This is a genomic window from Paenibacillus sp. JCM 9796, assembly GCF_055379675.1.
Window position 1 is genome coordinate 1,643,662 of sequence record NZ_AP043723.1, and the last position, 19,892, is coordinate 1,663,553.

Sequence of the window (19,892 nt, forward strand, 5' to 3'; positions counted from 1 at the left end):
ATGCTCACTGATGTGCCGTTTTTCCCTATATATATCCCATCTCCCGCGACTGATTTGAAGTCCGGATTCACACGACGATGTTTGGTCGGGATGGAACGACCGCCGCAGCGCTGTCGGTATCGTCTTCTTCTTTATCATACAAAAAAGAGAAGCTTCACCTGAAGCCCCCTTGCAATAGCATATGTCTGCCTGACACCATCAATCACGACAGAAATTGTAATTCGGCAACGTAAGCAAATGGATACCTTACCTTTTGACTAACTGGCGGTCCTCGAAATTACCTTTGAGTCTATTCTTCTTATCCACTACAATATGGAACGCCCTTGTAAACCATTACAGAAACGGGCATTATGGGTCATCATTCCTGAAAATGAAACAATGGGTACGTATCATAGGATGCTCCACGAACTTAAGGAATATCCCGACCATACGGAGTATCATAATTTAAGAGCATAAACATCAGGTGACTTACAAAACTAAATCCCCTCAAAAACATCCACAAATCAACAATGAAGACGACGATGTAATAAAAGAATCTTTTCGGCAGGAACGACTTGGGTATTCCAAGTTTGAGGTAACAACAGATTACTATGCGCATGTCACTAAGAAGGTTTCTCGAGATACAGCTGACAAGCTGGACAAGTTTAATCCGAAAAATTTCGTCCCCAATCCGTCCCCAAATAACATTTCAGCCCAAATGTAGTACTCCATGAAAATGAAAAAAACCTTGATTTCTCAAGGGTTTTTTAGTTAAGCGGGTGATGGGAATCGAACCCACGCCACCAGCTTGGGAAGCTGGAGTTCTGCCATTGAACTACACCCGCGGGTGAAACAGCTAGTTCACATTATACGCGCTGTGGGGCCATTTGTCTAGATGGAACTGCTGAAGCAGAGGGAACTCTGCGAAAACGCTAACATTTGAACTCCCGTCCGGAAACCGATATGATTTACATATATCATTTTCCAATCCATTCCAAGGAGGAATCGATTTATGAAGTACCGGGTACTAGGCAAAATAAACCTGAAGGTGTCCGTCATCGGCGTCGGCACTTGGCAGCTCGGCGGTGAATGGGGTAAGCCCTACACGCAAAGCGAGGCGGACGCCATTCTCGATGAAGCGCGCGAATGCGGCATCAACCTGATCGATACGGCCGAATGCTACGGCGATCATACATCGGAGAAGCTGATCGGCCAGTACATCGCTCGCAGCCGGCGCGAGGATTGGGTGATCGCGACGAAGTTCGGCCATCACTTCCATGAGAATTTCACCCGTTCGCAGGTATGGTCGGCGGACGAAGTGCTGGCGCAGCTCGATGCGTCGTTGAAGGCGCTGCAGACCGATTACATCGACATCTACCAGTTCCATTCCGGAACGAACGAGGTGTTCGACAACGAAGCGCTCTGGACGATGCTGAACAAGCAGGTGCAGGCAGGGAAAATCCGCCACCTCGGGACGTCGATCGCCAGCAACGATAATTTACATCAGGTCGAAGCGTCTTCCCGGGTAGGCTCGGAAGTGATTCAAGTCGTGTACAACCGGCTCGACCGCAAGCCAGAGGAGCGCGTCTTCCCTTCATGCGAATCGCAGCAGCTGGGCGTACTGGCGCGCGTGCCGCTAGCCAGCGGTTACTTGAGCGGCAAGTACAAGCCCGGCGCCGTATTCGCCGCCAATGACGTGCGCTCTCGTCATGAGGCGGAGCAAACGCGCCTCAAGCTCGAGGAAGTCGAACAAATCCGCCGTAACGAAGTACCGGCCGGCCTGGACATGTCGACGTGGGCGCTCGCTTGGTGCTTGAAGCATCCGGCCGTCACCGCCGTCATCCCAGGCTGCAAAAGCCCCGAGCAAGTGAGAGCTAATGCCGCTGCGGCCGACTATGTCGGCGAAGGGCATCCGCAAAATTGGAAGGAATAGCTCCTTCCGACACATACTCCCGTTCGGCCACCGTTTGTGGAGACGGGAGTTTTTGTTTCACACGGAAGGAATACGTGCCTTTCATGAACCGGAGACGACAAGTTGGACGTCCTCAGGCAGACTCACTTTTTTAGGTAAGTACATCCACGCCAAAAAACCGCTTCACATCTTAATAAATGTGAGCGGTCTTATTTCTTTGCTTCCTGGGACTGTGGTTAATAAACAAGAGGCTTGAGCTCAGCAAAAGCAATGCCGCATCCTCTCTCCTTCATACAGCAGCTCCACCACTGCTCGATACCCGCTGCAGTAAATTCGTAAACTCCATTGCCGGAATCGGCCTTGAGTAGATAAAACCCTGGATCTCGCGGCACTTGACATCCAGAAGGAACGAAAGCTGCTCCTCCGTCTCCACGCCTTCGGCAATGACGTTCAGCTTCAAGCTGTGAGCCATCGCCATAATCGCTTGCACGATGGCGGCATCGTCGGGGTCGTCCGTAATGTCGCGGACAAACTGCTGCGCGATCTTCAGCTTGTTGATCGGGAATTTCTTTAAGTAGCTCAGCGACGAATAGCCCGTGCCGAAGTCGTCCATGGATATATGTACGCCTAATTCCCGCAGCGTTTGCAGCTTTTCGATAACCCGATCGACGTGATACATCGCAATGCTTTCAGTAACTTCAAGCTCCAAATAATGCGGTTCCAACCCGCTGTCTTGGAGCGCCCTTAGCACGATATCGACGAAGTTCTGCTGATGGAACTGGAGCGGCGAGATATTGACCGCCATCTTCAATGGAGTAAAGCCGGCTAGCTGCCAGGCTTTGTTTTGCTTGCAGGCCGTGCGCAATACCCACTCCCCGATGGGAAGGATTAGGCCGGTTTCTTCCGCAAGCGGAATGAACTCACTGGGAGAAATGAAGCCCAGACGCGGATGATTCCAGCGTAGCAGCGCTTCCATTCCGTTAATTCGGCTGCTGAAAATATCGACCTGCGGCTGGTAGTACAGCACAAACTCTTCCTTTTCCAGCGCCTGGTTAAGCCACTCCTCCATCACCAGCTTCTGGATGACGGTGTCGTTCATTTCCTCTTGATAGAACTGATAGCCGTTCTTGCCGCCGTCCTTCGCGCGATACAGCGCGGCATCGGCATTCTTCATCAGCGTGATCGCATCTTCGCCGTCCTGCGGGTACATGGCGATCCCGATGCTGCAGCCGACGCGAAGCACATGTCCTTCCATCGAGAACGGTTGGTTCAGCAGGCCGATGATTTTTTGCGCGACCTTCTCCGCATCGCCGGCTAGCACAGTATCTTCAACAAGCACGGTGAACTCATCGCCGCCTTGCCGGGAAACGACATCTCCCGCTCGCAGGCCGACTTTCAAGCGTTCCGCAGCTTCAATCAGCAGCAAATCGCCGAAAGCATGACCGAACGTCTCATTCACATGCTTGAAGCGGTCCAAATCGATCAGCATGACCGACAGTTGCCGGTTGGACGTTCGGGCAGCCTCGATGGCTAACGACAGCGACTGTAGAAACATTTGACGGTTAGGCAGCCCGGTCAGTTGATCGTGATAGGCCAAATAGGTAAGCTGACGGACCGTTTTTTCACGTTGGCGAATTTCGCCGGCGACCGCGTATAACAAAGGTCCTGTCACAAGCAAGAGAAACACCATATCGAACAGATCCCCGGACCACTTTCTCTCTCTCATGACAAACAAACGTAACATCATTTCTAAGAGGTCCAACGCCATCATACAACCGACGATGACCAGCACCATATTCAAAAGACGGCTGGAACGAATACGCTTCATGGTTGTGTAAAGAACCGGAGCGGCGACAAGCGAAATTGCAGCTAACCGGATGTAATCCAATGAATCGTTCGTCCAGCCGATAACTTCCTTCAAGGAAAGCAGAACGATTTCAGTTCCGACTAGAATGAACCACAATCGCAGAAAGATGAAATGTTCGTGCCACTTCGTCTCCCGCCTCGGATTCGTATCCGAAGTATTGTGCATTTGTACCATGACAAGCCTCTGCTTCCTCTTCTTAAAGGTATATAACCTATTGTAATGTTCCTAGTTCGAAAGGACAAGATTTTTTTGGTCTATAAGTCCTATCTAAAGGCTAGAAAACCGAGGGCAGAGGGCAGAAGGCAGAATTATGTCGAAATCCGTTTGGTTCAATAGATCCGGATTTCATTGTGATATACCGTTTCATCATCGTTGGAATCCATGACACGCACTTCCAGCTGCCATGTCCCCGCATACGGGAGATACGCCCCCCGTGCCTTATAGGTGTATCGTTTCATCCCGAAAGATTCTTCGACACTATTATCCTCCGCCGGTTCCAGCGGCACCTGAAACGGGGCAACGTCCGGCATTTCCTTGGCATGCAGCTTCATCAGCACCTGCTTCGGCTCCCCCAGCTTCTCCGGCAGCCATACCTTCACCGTAAAATCGTTCACGCCCGGCGCATTCGGGCTAATTTGCGCCGTCATATGCTGCTTCTCGCCCATCACATGCCAGCGCAGCGGCTCATTGGGCGGCAGCGGAGTCATATACGTGAAGATGCCGACGATGACAACAATGCAAGCCATAAGACCAGCGTCAATTCGCACGAGAACCCCCAGCGTGCGCTCGCGTTTGCGCTTGAATAGGCGGCGAATAACGGCCGCTGTCAAGACAACAAGCAGGACGAGGGCGGTTTTGGCGAGCAGCCATAACCCCCAGCTCGTCTCCAGGACGTAGCTGATGTCCGGCAAGAAAATGAATACGGACATCGCGCCCGATACGGCGAGCAGCAAAACGCTCCAGAGCGCCGCGGAAGAAAACATCGGCAGAAATACCCGAAACGCTTCTTTCTTCGCACTAGCGAAGTAAAGAAGCATGACCAAACCGCCGACCCATACGGAAGCGGCTCCCAAGTGAAGCCAATCGAGGAGCAGCGTCTGTCCTCGAGGCTCGAACGCGGCGGCATGGCCGAGCAAGCTTTTGGCAAACCAAACGAGCGCCACCCACGCATAATCGAGCCATGCCCGGTGGTACAGGCATACGAAGGAAAGCAGGGCCAGCAGCAGGCCGCCGAGCCAAGCGTAGCCAATCGTCGTTTGCGTAAACAGCCGAACGAGACTGTCCGTTCCGCCGTCCCCGATCAAATCGCCCAAATGCGCGCCCATAAATAAGATGTAAACGATCGTGTACGTTTGCTGCAAGCCGACTGCGATTCTTTTTAAGGAAAGACGAAGGTCATCCGGACGGTCGACCCCGAACCAGCGCATCCACATCAGCCAGCCGGTCAGCGCCAGCATCGTCATATAAAAGGCAATACGGGCCGCGTACTGCAGCACGTCTTTCGTGCCGAAAGCGTCCAGCAGACCGTCACGGCGGTGCATGTGTTCCATCGAAGCATCGGGCTGCGTGCCGGACGGCGTATCCAGGGTTTGTCCGACGGCGAACAAATAGCTGCCCTCAACCGGGTGCCCGTCTGCGGAGATCACGTGGTACGTCGTTAAATAGGTCCCCTTCTCCAGCGGCGGCAGCTGCAGCGTCAATACGGTGTGCGCTTCGTTCAAAACGGCGGGCTGTTCCGTCACCCTCCGCTTGTTAGAATCATAGACGCGTAAATAATAGAGTCCTTCCTCCAGCCGTTCATTAAAGGTTAGTGCGACGGCAGCCGGGGACTCCCGCAGCTCGCTGTTCGCATCCGGTACCGCCTGGACGAGACCTGCATGCGCGCTGACCGGCTGCGCCGGCATAAAGCTGAGCAATAAGATCGCTACAAGGCCTATATAGTAAAATAATCGCTTCAACATCATTCCTCCTCTGCCCGGGCAACGCACGCCCGATAACCTGGCGCTTGTGTTCCCAACCTTAAATGTAGCATAAACGTGTAAGCTAAACCAAATCCGCGTTAACTTCCAAAGCAGTTCTATGAATAGACAAATTCCAGCGAAATAAGAGATTGACAGAACGACGTGCAATCATGTAAATTCATCTTATCGCCCAAACGGAACAACTATATATTGTGGGGCGAATAACCAAATACCACGATATATTGTGTGGAATTTAACAAAATCGAAATTTTCTCCGGAAATCTTCACACACGGAATTCCGCGAAATTCGACGTAATTCAACAAGAGATCGACAACATCGAGATGATGCACTGGCATGCTGCCGCCGAGCAAATCGGCTGCGGCGTGCTTTTTATTCGCCTTGCCGTTTGACCCGCCCTACCATTTTACGTTTAGAGGAGCTGGATTTATGATTATCGTAAAACGCGACGGCACGAAAGAAGAACTCGTGTTCGCCAAGATGAAAAAGGTCATTGATTTCGCTTGTGAAACTTACCCGGAGTGCGATCCGCTCGAGCTTGAGACGGCGCTCCTTCCTTTATTCCGAAACGGCATTACAACGAAAGAAATTCAACGACTGCTCATTCAAGTGGCTGTTGAGAAAACTAGCGTGGAACAGCCGAACTGGCAGTACGTGGCCGCCAAGCTGCTCGCCTACGACCTGTATAAAGAAGCTCGCTTGAACCGCAAATACGGTCACTTCGGTTACGGCGACCTGTATTCCTTGGTTACATACTTGACCGATTTGGGCCTGTACGGTACTTATATCCTCGAGCACTACACGCGCGACGAAATCAACGAGCTCGGCGCTTACATCAAGCCGGAGCGAGATTACCTGCTCAACTATATCGGACTCAAAACGTTGTCCGACCGCTACCTGATCCGCGGCTTGGACAAGGAAGTGCTTGAGCTGCCGCAAGAGCTGTTCATGGGAGTGGCGATGCATCTGGCCATGAAGGAATCGGACAAGCTGCGCTGGGCGAAGCAGTTCTACGACGTGCTCAGCAGCCTTGAGATGACCGTGGCGACGCCGACGCTTGCGAACGCGCGCAAGCCGCTGCATCAATTGTCCAGCTGCTTCATCGACACCGTGCCGGACAACCTATGGGGCATATACAATGTCGACCAAAGCTTCGCGCAAGTGTCGAAGCATGGCGGCGGCATGGGGATATACGTCGGGAAGGTGCGCAGCCGCGGCTCCAACATCCGCGGATACAAGGGTGTCGCCGGCGGCGTCGTGCCGTGGATTAAAAACTACAACAACACCGCCGTCGCCGTCGACCAACTCGGCGTCCGCTCCGGAGCCGTTGCGGTATACCTCGACGTATGGCATAAAGACATTCTCGACTTCTTGAACCTGAAGACGAACAACGGCGACGATCGGATGAAGGCGCACGATATTTTCCCGGGCGTTTGTATCCCCGACTTGTTCATGAAGACGGTACAGGAGCGCGGCTCCTGGTATTTGTTCGATCCGCACGAAGTGCGCAAAAACAAAGGCTACTCGCTCGAGGATTCGTACGGCGAGCAGTGGGAAGAACGCTACCTCGAGTGCGTGAACGATGAGAAGATATCCAGGGATGAAATCCCGGCGATCGATATTATGAAGCGTATTTTGACGAGCTCGTTCGAAACCGGAACGCCGTTCATCTTTTTCCGCGACACCGTGAACCGAGCCAACCCGAACAAGCATAAAGGCATGATCTACTGCTCCAACCTGTGCACGGAAATTTGCCAAAACATGAGCCCGACCGAGATCATCCAGACGACGCATGAAGACGGCATTATCACTTCGCAAGTGAAATCCGGCGATTTCGTGGTGTGCAACCTGTCCTCCACCAACTTGGGACGTGTGTACACGAAGGAAGATATCGAGCGCGTCGTTACGACGCAAATGCGCATGATGGACAACGTCATCGACTTGAACTACTACCCGATTCCGCAAGCGGAAATTACGAATAAGAAATACCGTGCCGTCGGCCTCGGCTCCAGCGGCTACCACCAAATGCTGGCGCAGCTGAAAATCAACTGGGAGTCCGACGAGCATGTGGCGAAAGCCGACGAAGTGTACGAGTGGATGAACTACTACGCCATTAAAGCATCGATGGAAATTGCGAAGGAGAAGGGCACCTACCCGGCCTTCGAAGGCAGCGAATGGCAATCCGGCGCTTACTTCGAGTCCAGAGGCTACAACAGCCCGGAATGGCTGGCGTTAAAAGAGGAAGTTGCGAAATACGGCGTCCGCAACGGCTGGATGTTCGCGATCGCCCCTACGGCGTCGACTTCGCTCATCGCCGGATCGACGGCGGGCATTGATCCGATCTTCAACAAATTTTTCGTGGAAGAGAAGAAAAATGCGGTCATTCCGCAAACGGCGCCGAATTTGTCGCAGGAAACGATGTGGTACTATAAGGAAGCCCATCGAATCGACCAGTTGTGGAGCATCAAGGCTGCAGGCGCACGTCAACGGCATATCGATCAATCGCAATCGTTCAACCTGTACATCACGCCCGAGCTGTCGGCGCGCGAATTCCTCGAGCTGTACATGGCGGCTTGGGAGAACGGCCTGAAAACCGTCTATTACGTCCGCAACAAAAGCTTGGAAGTCGAAGATTGCGTCAGCTGCAGCGCATAAGCAAGCCGGAATCGTGCATACGAACCATCAGGATATGAAATGCTAGACAGGGGCTTTGCCCCTGTTTGCATGGTTAAGCATAGATAGGCTTAGTAAGGTGACAGAGCGTAATACAATGGGAGGGTTTGATAGCCATGGATTTGCAGAAGAAAAAGCTCTTTAACGAGAACGGCGACCGGGACTGGGGCAAACGCCGCATGATTGGCGGCAATACGACGAACCTGATCGAGCTGAATAACGTTAAATACGACTGGGCGACGAAGATGTACCGGACGATGATGAACAACTTCTGGATTCCGGAGGAAATTCCGCTCGCCCAGGATGCGAAGGATTATAAATTTCTATCTCCCGCGGAACGGCAAAGCTATGATAAAATTATCAGTTTCCTGATCTTCCTCGATTCGCTGCAAACGGCCAATTTGCCTAACATCAACGAATACATTACCGCGCCCGAGGTGAACCTGTGCCTGACCGTGCAGACGTTCCAGGAAGCGGTACACAGCCAAAGCTACTCCTACATCCTGGACAGCGTCTGCTCCGCAGAAGTGCGTGACGACATTTACAACCAGTGGCGCGAGGATAAACATTTGGCACGCCGCAACCGCTTCATTACCGACCTGTATGAGCGGTTTATCGAGAATCCGACTACGGACAACCTGATGCGCACGATCATGGCCAACTACATTCTCGAAGGCTTGTACTTTTACAGCGGGTTCAGCTTCTTCTACGCCCTTGGACGCCAAGGCAAGATGCTTGGCACCGTCTCCGAGATCAAGTACATCCAGCGGGACGAGCTGACGCACCTGGCGCTGTTCCAGAATATTTTCCGGGAAATACGCAAAGAAAATCCGGAGATATTTACCGACGAGCTGGTCGAGGACCTGCGCAACATGATGCGGACCGCCGTTCAACACGAAATCGAATGGGGCCAATACATCACCGACAACAAAATCAACGGCCTGAGCAACGAAATTTTGGATCAGTATATCAAGTACCTTTCCAACGAACGTCTGCGCAAGCTGGGACTGGACATTTTATATCCGGAGGTCGTCGAACATCCGATGAAATGGGTCGAAAGCTTCAGCAACATGAACAGCATGAAGACCGACTTCTTCGAGCAAAAGGTAACAAACTACAGCAAATCGTCGAATCTGAACTGGGACGATCTATAAGCGGAAATTGGGTATCAGGATTGTCCGCTGATAAGGATAAGTACCTGCGTTCGGCTACTGTTGAGAAGTTGCCGTGTTCTGGGCCGTTCTAATGTCAAAAATAAGAAGCCTTCCTTGTCGAACATGGAAGGCTTCTTATTTTGTTAACGAACCTTACTTCTACCCCAATCGGCCAAATCAAGCGCCACTGTACCTCGATTCCCCGATTCGAGCGGACGCTTGATCCAGACGGCCTTGACGCAGTGCCCTGCTTGCGTCAGCGACGACTACCGCTTTTCGTTTCGGAACGCCTCATCCTTCAATCCGCTGCAGACGGCCTCCAATTCATGCGCCAGCCGGTTCAATCCCTCCGTCGCGGTCGTGATGGACTCCATTGCTTTCAACTGATGCTGCGACGAGAGGAGCACCTTCTGGACGCCCGAAGCATGATCTTCGGAAAGCCGCGCCACTTCGTTCAGCGAGGCCGACACTTCCTCCGTTCCCGCCGACATTTGCTCAGCCGTTGCAGAGATTTCTTGAATTTGATCGCATACTTTGCGCGATTCTTCGACGATCAGCTTAAAGACTTCCCCGGCCTCGTTCACAGCGCTATGGCTCGTCTCCACCTCCACCGAACCCAAGCTCATCACGCGCACGGCTGAAGTCGTCGCTTCTTGAATCTCCTCGATCAACGTCTTGATCTGCCCGGCCGACAATTCGGATTGTTCGGCCAGCTTGCGAACCTCGTGTGCGACGACGGCAAAGCCGCTGCCGTGCTCACCGGCGCGCGCCGCTTCAATAGCCGCGTTCAACGCCAGCAAATTCGTCTGCGACGCGATCCCCGAAATGAGCGTCGCAATTTCGCCGATTTGCATCGATTGCCGCTCCAATCGCTCCAGTTCGGCGGACACCTCCTGCGAAGTGTGCCTCAGCGAATCTAACTGCCGCACCGCATGCTCGATCGTGCTGCTTCCCTTCTCCGCCTCGCGCACCATGCCGAGCGACGCTTCGGTCACCGTACCGGACGATTCCGCCACCCGCTGCACGCCAATCGCCATTTCCTCCATCGCGCGCGCGCTGTCCTTACTGTTGTGCGCCTGCTCTTCGGTGGCCGCTGCCATCCGCTCCATCGCGTCTGTGATGCTGCGGTTTTCCGCCAATGTACGGTCCGCGTTGCCGTTCAAATGCTCCACATATTGAACCAGCTGACCCGAGCTGGCGTTCAGCCGCTCAAGCGTCCGAAGCAGCAGCTGAAGCTTCTGTGCCTTGTCGGCCTCCAGCAGGTCAACAGTCACTTTCTTCTTGGAAATTTGCCAGATGGTCGTGCCCGCCGTCAGCAGCAGGAAGACCAGGTCGACGGCCAGCAGGATCCACCCATACCCTTCCGAGCCGAAGACGAGCGCCGGATAAAATACGTAAGCCGATACATACTGAAGGGCGAATACCGCCGTCATCATCCAGATGAGCGCGGTGCTTTCATAGAAAGCCATCAAAGCGATGACCATAAAGACCGAGAAGAAAAACTCCACCATGCCTCCGGCTACGAAAATCATCGACACGCTCGAGAACGTCATCGCGAGTGCGTTGGCTACTGGCACGTAGCGCTGACGTCCCATCGCAAATAAAACCGCGCCGGCCGCCAGGAACAGAACGGGGGCGACCAGCAATCCGTTCAGGACGAGCGCATAATGGGCGAGATCGACGCCGTGGTGCGTGTGAAGCACCTCTACCCAACGGAATAAAACATGGGTAAGCAGCGCTAACAAATACGTGCCCAAGGTAACTGGCAAAGTCATTCGATTTTTAATCGTGAGCATATCGAGCGGTTTGGACATATTCGACACATCCTTTTTCGTTCTTTCGGTCCTATGAAACTAAGCCCTTTATCCTATATATCGGCATTTTATCATGCGGCATAAGTGAAGAAAATGCAAAGACCGTGAACGTTTTGAGAACAAACGCACACGGTCTTTCGATCATTTAGGATAAGTTCAGCATTTCTTTAACCCGCAGCTCCAGCTCCACCATCGAGAACGGCTTGTGCATGTAGGCGTCGGCACCCAGCTTCAGCCCCAGGCTAATATCTTCTTCCCGGCTCCTTCCCGACAGCACGAGCACCTTCATCTCTTCAGGACGGTTCCCCTGCTCTTTCATCCGGGCAAGCATTTCGAAACCGTTCAATTGCGGCATGACGCCGTCCAAAATACACAGATCCACCGGCCTTCGCAGCAGCGATTGATACGCTTCCTCCCCGTTCGCCGCTTCGCAAAAATCGACGGGTAAATGTTTGAGCTTCGCGATCAGGATCGAACGCAGGATGTTATCGTCGTCGGCGATCATCACCGTCTTACGGGAACCGGGGCTCGCGACTTGCGCGCCTGCCGCTTCGCCCGGCGGAGTACCCGCGTACAGGATGGTACGGTTACGGCCTCCTTGCTTGGCTTCATACATCGCCCCGTCTGCAAGCCCGATCCAATCCTTGACGGACATACCGGCGCTCCATTCGGCAATACCGGCCGAGAATGTGATGTGGAACGCTTGTCCTTCGTTCTGGGCAACCGGTCCGTGGTGCGCCTGCCGGAGAATGTCGTCAATCGCTTTCTTCGCATCCGGTCCGGTCGTATTCGGCAGCACAAGGATGAACTCCTCGCCTCCGAAACGAGCCAGCATATCCGTAGCCCGCAAGTTATTTTGCAGCAGATGCGCCAATCCTTGCAGCACCTGGTCGCCGACACGATGACCGTACGTATCGTTAATCGATTTGAACCCGTCGATATCGATAAACACGAGCGAGATCGGGGCCGGATAACGGGCAATGCGCTCCAGCTCGACTTGAATTTGATGATCGAAAAACCGCCGGTTATACACGCCTGTCAGCGGATCGCGAAAAGCCATCTGCTCGAACGTCTTGGTCCGGCTCAGCAGGCTGTAGATCCGGGCACCCAGCTCTTCGTATTGAAAAGGCTTCGTGACATAATCGTCGGCACCCAGATAAAAGCAGCGCACCTTGTCGTTGACATCGTTCCGGCCGGATAAGACGATAAGCGGCAGCCACTTCAATGTCGGGTCGTTCTTCAGAAATTCGAACAGCTCATACCCGCTGTCCGGATGCATCATCAGATCGAGCGTAATCAAATGGTACGGATTCTCCCGAAGCAGCTTCATCGCAGTAGCAACGTCCGCCGCTTCATCCACCTCGTAACCGTCCATCCGCAAGCGGCGAACCAAGTACGAACGGAGCACCTCGTCGTCGTCAAGGACCAGAAGACGTTCTCCGTTCGGCTGCAGAAAGGAACTGTTCACCTGCTCCTGCTGCTCGTCCAGCTCCAGTTCCCGCTTATAAACTTCGAGCTCGAGTTCCAGCTCGCGAAGAAGCGGTTGCGACTGCTCCGCGCAGCGACCGAACGGCAGAGCTGTCATCGGGCCGGAAGCCTCCGCCTTCTCGCGCTGCGTCCACTCCCACAGCTCGACCAGACGCTGCGCAACGCTGCCGATGCGGACAAATTCGAACATCGGCGCGCTTCCTTTAAGCGTATGGACAATGCGGTAAATGTGCTTTGCCGTCTCAAGCGGCGATTCCGGCTCGGTCAAGCCGCAGCCTTCTCGCAGCTGAATCAATTGCTTGCCCAGCTCGGCAATATATTTTTTCTTTCCTTCTTTTAAAAGTCGTTGTTCTCTGCCGATTCTGTCATTACCCGATGCCACCGCACGAATTCACTTCCGTTCTTTAACGAGGTATGTATGCAAGGAAAGGATTTATTCGTTCGCCCCCGCCCGAATCAGTTCTTCCACGGTATCCAGCAGCTGCAGCGGACTGAACGGCTTTACGATATATCGGGTCGCGCCGGCCGCCTTGGCCCGCTCCCGGTCTTTCTCCAAAGCTTTGGCGGTCAGTAAAATAACGGGCGCGTGACGGTTCGGATTGTCATGGCTTCGCAGCCATTCGCAAACTTCGACTCCGGTTCGCTCTGGCATCATATAGTCCAAAATGACCAAATCGAATACGGCTTCCTGCAGCCGTTCGGCCGCTTCCTTACCGTCGGCCGTTTCCGTAATGACGTACCCTTCGTCGGCCAACGTTTCCGTTAACAAAAAGCGCAGCGCCGCTTCGTCGTCCGCGAGTAAAATTTTATAGTTGGCCATAGCAACTCATCCGCTCCCAAAAATCGTCCATCTCGATTGCGTTCATTATAACATGAACCGGATTTTTATTGGAGGGAAAACGAAAGAAATAGCCGTCACATATATGCCAAAAGTATGATTCATATGCCCGAAGGACTATGATATTATGTTTATAAAGAAAATTTAATAAAAATTTTGGACGAAATAGGAAGTACATCCTATTTGAGGGGATGAGTATAATGAGTTCCATCGAGTATTTAATTCGGAAAGTATCCCGATATGTAACCTTCGGGCAGCCTGTTTCTTCGGGTTCCGTAATCAGCCAGCGACTGTCGGATCCGCGTATCCCGATGTTGGCTTATTACTTGGGCCTTCAAGAGCAAAACAAGGAGAACCAGTATTACCATGAGGTTTGGTTGAAGAAGGAAGGCACGTTCGCCTTAACCGAAGCGTGGTACAAGGGCAGCATGGTCACCCGCAAGCTCTACAAGGACAACCTGTCTTTCGAACAGTTGACCGGCATAATCGGCGAGGAAGACGCCAATGCCATCATCATGCGTTTCAACGAAATCATGAAGAAATCGGAAAAAGACGATTGGAGACCCTATTCCTTACGGGTTTAAATACCGCAAGAACGTTGGAATCATGGGTTATGGGTCGCTAAGTGCCGGCTGTGGCCGAGATGACGCCGCCATGAGCCGCTTTCAATAAGCGGACACCCCCGTGAATGCGTCCATACATACACCCAGCCTTCACGTTCTTCGCAATTGCCGTCACGAATCCAGATCCGCTCGTAATCATTGGTCCCGCCAGGACCCTCATATTCCTCCAATGCATCCATATGACGGAGTCCTTCCGGCATCACGACGAGCCACTCGCCTTCCACCATGCGGGAGCCGTCCGACCCGGAAAGCACCATGGCCGGATAAGCGCCGGCATCGTACAGCTTGCCCCGCACGACCCCCGGCCGTACGGACTCTACATAAGGTGCAACGACATGATGGTTCGCTTCCCCGACCAACAACGTTCCATAGACAAACACCGGGATCAAGACGCCCACTCCTTTCAGACCTTGCGCCATCGCTTCTTTACTATATCATATTCATTCAACCGATTTCCCATGAGAAGGGGACGATCCTGGGCAGGGAACCTGCCGAAGGGCTGCCGAATATATTGAGCATAAACTCGGCACCCGCCGGGAAGGGAGGGAATCTCATGCTCAGTCCTGAGGACGCGAACAAAATCATCCGATTTTTGTCCGCCGCCTACTACTGTACCGAGTCGGAGGAAGCGCGCCGCGAATTTAACCGTCTGGCCAACGAGCTTCGCAAAGCGTCCGGACAGCCAATACAATAACGGATGGAACTGGTATCCGACAGCGCGTCCCGATTGGTACGAAAACGCCCTTCGACGCGAAGCGGCGTTTTTTTCATTCATCAATACGCGATACGCGCAGCGGAACCGGTAAACGTTCATCTCTTACAATTGACGCATCAATCCTGAGAAAAAAACAATTGCATATAGGTTAACTAGGAATTATAATGTGAGTGACCGACAAGATCGCTTGAGGTGGAGATAATCATGGAACTTAATATTGTTTTGATGGGAGCGCTTGTTGGCCTTCTCGTCGGCTTGACCGGCGTGGGCGGAGCCGCTTTGCTGACTCCTTTGCTCGTATTTTTGGGTATTCAACCGACCGTTGCGGTGGCTACGGATTTGTTCTACAACTCGATCACGAAGCTGTTCGGCAGCATTCAACACGTCCGGCAAAAGACAGTGAACATGACGCTGGTCAAACATCTGGCCATGGGCAGTGTCCCCAGCGCCATAGTGGCCGTGCTGCTGCTGAAATATTTCCCGCCGCTGCAAGGCTATCAGGACGCGATCATCAAGCATGCATTAGGTATCGTACTGATTATCGTCGCTATTCTCAGCATCGTGAAGGTCTGGTTCACACCAAACCAATCAAACAAGCTTCAGGAGAAGTCGCTGCAGGAGAAAAAAGCGGTGACCATCCTGATTGGCATACTGTTAGGCTTTATCGTCGGCTTGACTTCCATCGGCTCGGGCTCGCTGTTCGCCCTTGCGATGATGTTCTTCTACCGCTTGAAGGCGGCGGAGCTCGTCGGCACCGATATCGTACACGCGTTCCTGCTCGTTTCGGCAGCCGGCATCATGCATGCGGGCTTCGGGAACATCGATTATATGCTTGCGTTCAACCTGCTCATCGGCTCCGTCCCCGGCGTACTGCTTGGCAGCAGCTTGTCGGCGAAGGTGCCGGCCAAACCGCTGCGGACTGTCATGGCCACCATCATCCTGATCAGCGGAATTAAATTGATCTAATGCGTAATTCATAAATTGCCTACCGGGCCGGAGCTTCTAGGGAGCCTGTACCGATACGCCTTCCTCCAGCAATTGCTGACGAAGCGTACGTGCCAGTTCCAAAGCATCCGGCCCGTCGCCATGTATGCAGAATGTGTCTGCGCGCAGGGCGACCGCTTCGCCCAAGGGCGTCAGCACCTCTCCCCGCTTGAGAATATCGAGCACCTGCCGCACCGCCTGACGGAGATCGTGAATGACCGCATCCGGCTCGCTCCGCGGGGTAAGGGTCCCGTCGGCGCGATAGGTGCGATCGGCGAACGCTTCCGCTGCGGTCCGCAGGCCTTTGGACTCGGCGGCCCGAATCAGTTCGCTGCCGGCGAGACCGAATAGCGTCAGCTCCGGATCCAGGCGGAGGACGGCCTCCGCTATCGCATCCGCTAACGGCCTCTGCACCGCCGCCATATTATATAAAGCGCCATGAGGCTTGACATGCCGCATCCGGCCGCCTTCGGCGCGCGCGATCGCTTGCAGGGCACCGCCCTGGTACAAGATTAGCTCATACGCCTCCTGCGGGGTGACCGCCATATTGCGGCGCCCGAAGCCTTGCAAATCCGGCAGGCCCGGATGCGCCCCGATCGATACGCCCGCTTGCAGGCACAACCGGACCGTTCGAACCATGTGGCCGGGGTCGCCGGCGTGGAAGCCGCAAGCGATATTAGCCGAAGTGACATACCGGACGAGCTCGTCGTCCTGTCCGAGCCGATACATACCGAAGCTCTCGCCCATATCCCCGTTAAGGTCGATCCGGATAGGTAACTGTTCCAAGTGAAGCCCTCCTTTGCAACCATCCGATCGGATGGTCCTTTTGTATGCACCCCCGTATGCCGGCGAGTGTGGAAAGAAAAAAGCCAAAAGCATCCACTTCCGGCTTCGTTCGCGTATTCGTCTGTCCTCTGCGTCTATACGTCTATTCGTCTATGCAGCGGCCTTCCCATGCGGCCTGGCGCGCCGGGCCGGTTATGCGGCGTGTCTGCTTCCTGCTGCGCAGCCCGGTTCCTGCCGACCCCGATCCCCGATCCCCGCGCCCCCGGCTATTGTCTTGCTGCAAGTCCGCGCGTTTTGACGATGATTTTGCGAATGCTGTCTTCGCTTAAATGAAATTTGCCGATCAGCTCCGACACGGAATAACCGTTCTGATACAGCCGGTATATTTCGTGGTTCCGGCGCTGGATCGTCTGCCGCGTGCCGTTGTTCTCGCCCCAGCCTGCGCGGGTTTGCTCCTTCTTCGGAACGTAGATGATCTCGCCCTGGATGTAATCCTGCAGCTGCTTCAGCAAGTTAGGCGGTAAAATGTCCTTTCCGTTCTTGTACCCCACCGATGAATGCCTCCTTTCGCGCCGTTATGGCTGACTTACCGAAAGTTATAAGCATTTTCATCTTCACACCTCCTAGGAATGTGCCTTGGGAACACCGGATACGTAGGCCTGAGGGGCATTAAAAATAAAAAAAACACGATCTGCCGATGCGTGCCCGAATGCCTCTTATGTTCAGTTCCTGTAAAAGACGGGGTTCAGGTGACGGTGATGGAGAAAATGCTTATTCACTTGTTACAAATCCTCTTGCCATCATGGTCCACGTGTTCATTACCCACATCACACGTCACTCCCTTCTTCAAAGTCAAATATGGTTTCAAGCTCACGGACTATTATACCCATTGTTTCCCATCATGTCCATGTCTTATTCGCATGAGCCGCTTCTATTCGAGGGACCCGAAGGTCCCCGGTCGGCTACAAGTTTTATTAACTCACAAACGTCCTGCCGCCGACAAGGTGATAAAATTGTTATAACGATTTTATCCGTTCGCCCGCATCCTTACGGCGGCGGCGATCCGGCGAAGTTCCAGCTCCTGCCGGATATAGAGGGCCTGCGCCTCGGCATGCGTGATCTCGACGAAGCGCACCGTAGCGCCGGGCCGCGTCTGCGCCAGCAGCGGCAAGTCCACGGCGGCGATATGCGCAATCCGCGGATAGCCGCCGGTCGTCTGCGCATCGGCCAGCAGCGCGATCGGCTGGCCGTGCGGCGGCACTTGGACGGTGCCGGGCACCGCGGCTTCCGAGCGCATCTCCAGCGACTCGCGCAGCGCGAGCCGCGGACCTTCCAGTCGGCAGCCCATGCGGTCCGACTGCGGGGTCAGCTTGTACGGCGCGGCGAAGAACGCTTCGAGGCTGACAGCCTCGAAGCGTTCGGCCTCGCGACCGCGCACCGCGCGGACCGCCGGATGCTCGGCGTAGCGCGGCCTTGCGCCCGGCGCAAGCGCCCACGGCGCAGCGGCGAACGGCGCTTCGCGCGCCGCCACGGCCGCAAGCCGCGCGTGCAGCGCCGCGGCGGCCGCCGAAGGCGCGCCTAGCGGCAGCCGGTCGCCGGCGCGAAGCGCGCGGCCGGCGAAGCCGGGCAGCTGCGCGCGCACGTGGGCGCTGCGGCTGCCGAGCACGGCGGGCACGGCGAAGCCGCCCGCCACGGCGAGGTAGGCGCGCACGCCGGTGCGCGCCGCGCGGATGCGCAGCGCAGTGCCGCTGCGCAGAAGCACGGGCCGCCACCGCGGGAGCGGCGGCCCACTGCCTGCGCGCGCGTCCATGTCCGCGCCGCACAGAGCGACGAGCACATCCTGCTCGAAGCGCAGGGACGCGCCCGTCAAGGTCATCTCCAGCGCCGCTTCGCCCGGCGCGTTGCCGACCAGCGCGTTCGCGGCACGCAGCGCGAACGCATCGGCGGCCCCGCCGGGCACGACGCCGACGCCGCGCAGGCCGAAGCGGCCGGCGTCCTGTACGGTCGTCTGCAGCCCCGGCTCCAACACGACAACGCTCATGATCGTCCCTCCTCCCGCGTTAACCAGCCTGCGGCCGGATCGCGCGCAAGCTCGTCGTACTGCGCGCGATCGACCGGAACGAAACGCACGCGGTCCCCCGCTTGCAGCAAGCTCGGCCGCTCCCGCTCCGCGTCGAACAACGCATACGGCGTCCGGCCGATCAGCTGCCAGCCGCCCGGCGCCTCCATCGGGTAGATGCCCGCTTGAACACCGCCGATCGCGACGGAGCCGGCCGGCACCTTCTGGCGCGGCACGGCTTTACGCGGATGCGCCAGCTTCGCGGGCAGCCCCCCGAGATAAGGAAAGCCGGGCAAGAAGCCGATCAACTGCACCTCGTAATCCGCGGAACAGAACAGCCGGATGACCTCGCCGGGAGACATACCGGCCCGATCCGCCACCTCCCGCAGATCGGCTCCCAGATCGTCTGCGAAACAGACCGGAATCTCCACCGCGGCAGGGGCGACGTGCGTCGCCGGAATCGCCTCTTCCTCGGGCGCCACCGCTTCCGCCGTTGCCCCACCCGCCGCCGCGAGTCCGGCTTGCCGCGCACCGCACCCTTCCGCATCCGCCCCGGCCCCTGCCGGATGCTCCCGGGAGCCAAGCAGCCTCTCAATCCACGCGCACACTTGCTCATAAGGCGTACGCTCCCGCCGTTCGCTCGTGTCGTAGACTGGCTCCGCCGTTCCAGGGGGGAAGCCGTCCCGGTACACCGACCACACATCATAGAACAAAGTAACCGTCGCATACGTTTGTACCCATTCCGTAATAGCGGGCGGGCGCTCCTTCTCCAGCAGGCGGACGAATGCCGCCAGCCGTGCCCGCGAAGCATCGAACCCGGTCGATGTCGGGGAGGGGCCGGGATTTACCCGGATGACGACTGCTGCTTCGCCCAGTGGATATAACTCGAATTCCGCCGCATGCTCTTCCTGCCCGACTGCCCTCATCGCTTAATCCGCTCCCCTGTCCCGGATACGCCACACGCGCACGCCGCAAACAGCGGGCCGCGATACGTATTCGTTCATATTCCTTCGATACCCC

The 19,892-nt window shown here is 55.2% G+C and carries 17 protein-coding genes and 1 tRNA gene; 7 read left to right on the forward strand and 11 right to left on the reverse strand.

Annotated elements, in window-relative coordinates:
• Positions 1–753 precede the first annotated feature (753 nt).
• Positions 754–824: transfer RNA gene (locus ACZ439_RS07990), tRNA-Gly, on the reverse strand.
• Between the two features lie 167 nt (positions 825–991).
• On the opposite strand from ACZ439_RS07990, the gene ACZ439_RS07995 reads away from it, so the two are divergent.
• Positions 992–1,912, forward strand: coding sequence for an aldo/keto reductase (locus ACZ439_RS07995; protein ID WP_054797594.1), 921 nt, complete (start codon positions 992–994; stop codon positions 1,910–1,912).
• A gap of 268 nt (positions 1,913–2,180) precedes the next feature.
• Here the strand turns inward: ACZ439_RS07995 and ACZ439_RS08000 are convergent, their stop codons facing one another.
• The gene (locus tag ACZ439_RS08000; RefSeq protein WP_464620853.1) at positions 2,181–3,932 is read right to left on the reverse strand and encodes a putative bifunctional diguanylate cyclase/phosphodiesterase; all 1,752 of its coding nucleotides are present in this window, start codon (positions 3,930–3,932) and stop codon (positions 2,181–2,183) included.
• A 155-nt stretch (positions 3,933–4,087) separates the two neighbouring features.
• A complete protein-coding gene (locus tag ACZ439_RS08005) occupies positions 4,088–5,716 on the reverse strand; it encodes a copper resistance CopC/CopD family protein (RefSeq protein WP_464620854.1) in 1,629 nt (542 codons plus the stop codon).
• 249 nt (positions 5,717–5,965) lie between these two features.
• On the opposite strand from ACZ439_RS08005, the gene ACZ439_RS08010 reads away from it, so the two are divergent.
• From ACZ439_RS08010 to ACZ439_RS08020, 3 genes are all read left to right on the forward strand, one after another.
• Complete coding sequence (locus ACZ439_RS08010) at positions 5,966–6,130, forward strand: hypothetical protein (protein ID WP_155614566.1); 165 nt, start codon at positions 5,966–5,968, stop codon at positions 6,128–6,130.
• 37 nt (positions 6,131–6,167) lie between these two features.
• Positions 6,168–8,393 (forward strand): ribonucleoside-diphosphate reductase subunit alpha, encoded by a 2,226-nt coding sequence (locus tag ACZ439_RS08015; RefSeq protein ID WP_127608398.1) that lies wholly within the window; start codon positions 6,168–6,170, stop codon positions 8,391–8,393.
• A gap of 134 nt (positions 8,394–8,527) precedes the next feature.
• On the forward strand, positions 8,528–9,565 hold the full coding sequence (locus tag ACZ439_RS08020; RefSeq protein ID WP_054797595.1) for a ribonucleotide-diphosphate reductase subunit beta: 1,038 nt from the start codon (positions 8,528–8,530) through the stop codon (positions 9,563–9,565).
• 266 nt (positions 9,566–9,831) lie between these two features.
• On the opposite strand, the gene ACZ439_RS08025 is transcribed toward ACZ439_RS08020, so the two are convergent.
• The 3 genes from ACZ439_RS08025 to ACZ439_RS08035 form a co-directional block, all read right to left on the reverse strand.
• Entirely contained in the window at positions 9,832–11,379 is a 1,548-nt protein-coding gene (locus ACZ439_RS08025; RefSeq protein ID WP_054797596.1) for a methyl-accepting chemotaxis protein, read from the reverse strand.
• Positions 11,380–11,524: 145 nt separating this feature from the next.
• A complete protein-coding gene (locus ACZ439_RS08030; protein WP_464620855.1) occupies positions 11,525–13,249 on the reverse strand; it encodes a diguanylate cyclase in 1,725 nt (574 codons plus the stop codon).
• A 51-nt stretch (positions 13,250–13,300) separates the two neighbouring features.
• Positions 13,301–13,687, reverse strand: a complete 387-nt coding sequence (locus ACZ439_RS08035) for a response regulator (RefSeq protein ID WP_054797597.1) — start codon at positions 13,685–13,687, stop codon at positions 13,301–13,303.
• Between the two features lie 218 nt (positions 13,688–13,905).
• Here ACZ439_RS08035 and ACZ439_RS08040 point away from each other — a divergent pair, with 218 nt between their 5' ends.
• A complete protein-coding gene (locus ACZ439_RS08040; protein WP_127608394.1) occupies positions 13,906–14,289 on the forward strand; it encodes a hypothetical protein in 384 nt (127 codons plus the stop codon).
• 20 nt (positions 14,290–14,309) lie between these two features.
• Here the strand turns inward: ACZ439_RS08040 and ACZ439_RS08045 are convergent, their stop codons facing one another.
• Positions 14,310–14,717, reverse strand: a complete 408-nt coding sequence (locus ACZ439_RS08045) for a gamma-glutamylcyclotransferase family protein (protein ID WP_054797598.1) — start codon at positions 14,715–14,717, stop codon at positions 14,310–14,312.
• A 164-nt stretch (positions 14,718–14,881) separates the two neighbouring features.
• Here ACZ439_RS08045 and ACZ439_RS08050 point away from each other — a divergent pair, with 164 nt between their 5' ends.
• Positions 14,882–15,022, forward strand: a complete 141-nt coding sequence (locus ACZ439_RS08050; RefSeq protein WP_054797599.1) for a hypothetical protein — start codon at positions 14,882–14,884, stop codon at positions 15,020–15,022.
• 225 nt (positions 15,023–15,247) lie between these two features.
• Positions 15,248–16,009: a sulfite exporter TauE/SafE family protein gene (locus tag ACZ439_RS08055; protein ID WP_127608392.1), complete on the forward strand. Its 762-nt coding sequence runs from the start codon at positions 15,248–15,250 to the stop codon at positions 16,007–16,009.
• A gap of 36 nt (positions 16,010–16,045) precedes the next feature.
• Here the strand turns inward: ACZ439_RS08055 and ACZ439_RS08060 are convergent, their stop codons facing one another.
• The 4 genes from ACZ439_RS08060 to pxpB form a co-directional block, all read right to left on the reverse strand.
• Complete coding sequence (locus ACZ439_RS08060) at positions 16,046–16,774, reverse strand: 5-oxoprolinase subunit PxpA (protein WP_054797601.1); 729 nt, start codon at positions 16,772–16,774, stop codon at positions 16,046–16,048.
• Positions 16,775–17,079: 305 nt separating this feature from the next.
• Positions 17,080–17,364, reverse strand: coding sequence for a CD3324 family protein (locus tag ACZ439_RS08065; RefSeq protein WP_054798707.1), 285 nt, complete (start codon positions 17,362–17,364; stop codon positions 17,080–17,082).
• A gap of 476 nt (positions 17,365–17,840) precedes the next feature.
• Complete coding sequence (locus ACZ439_RS08070; RefSeq protein ID WP_464620856.1) at positions 17,841–18,854, reverse strand: 5-oxoprolinase subunit C family protein; 1,014 nt, start codon at positions 18,852–18,854, stop codon at positions 17,841–17,843.
• Complete coding sequence (gene pxpB / locus ACZ439_RS08075; protein WP_464620857.1) at positions 18,851–19,798, reverse strand: 5-oxoprolinase subunit PxpB; 948 nt, start codon at positions 19,796–19,798, stop codon at positions 18,851–18,853. The genes ACZ439_RS08070 and pxpB overlap by 4 nt, the downstream gene beginning before the upstream one ends.
• Between the last annotated feature and the right edge of the window lie 94 nt (positions 19,799–19,892).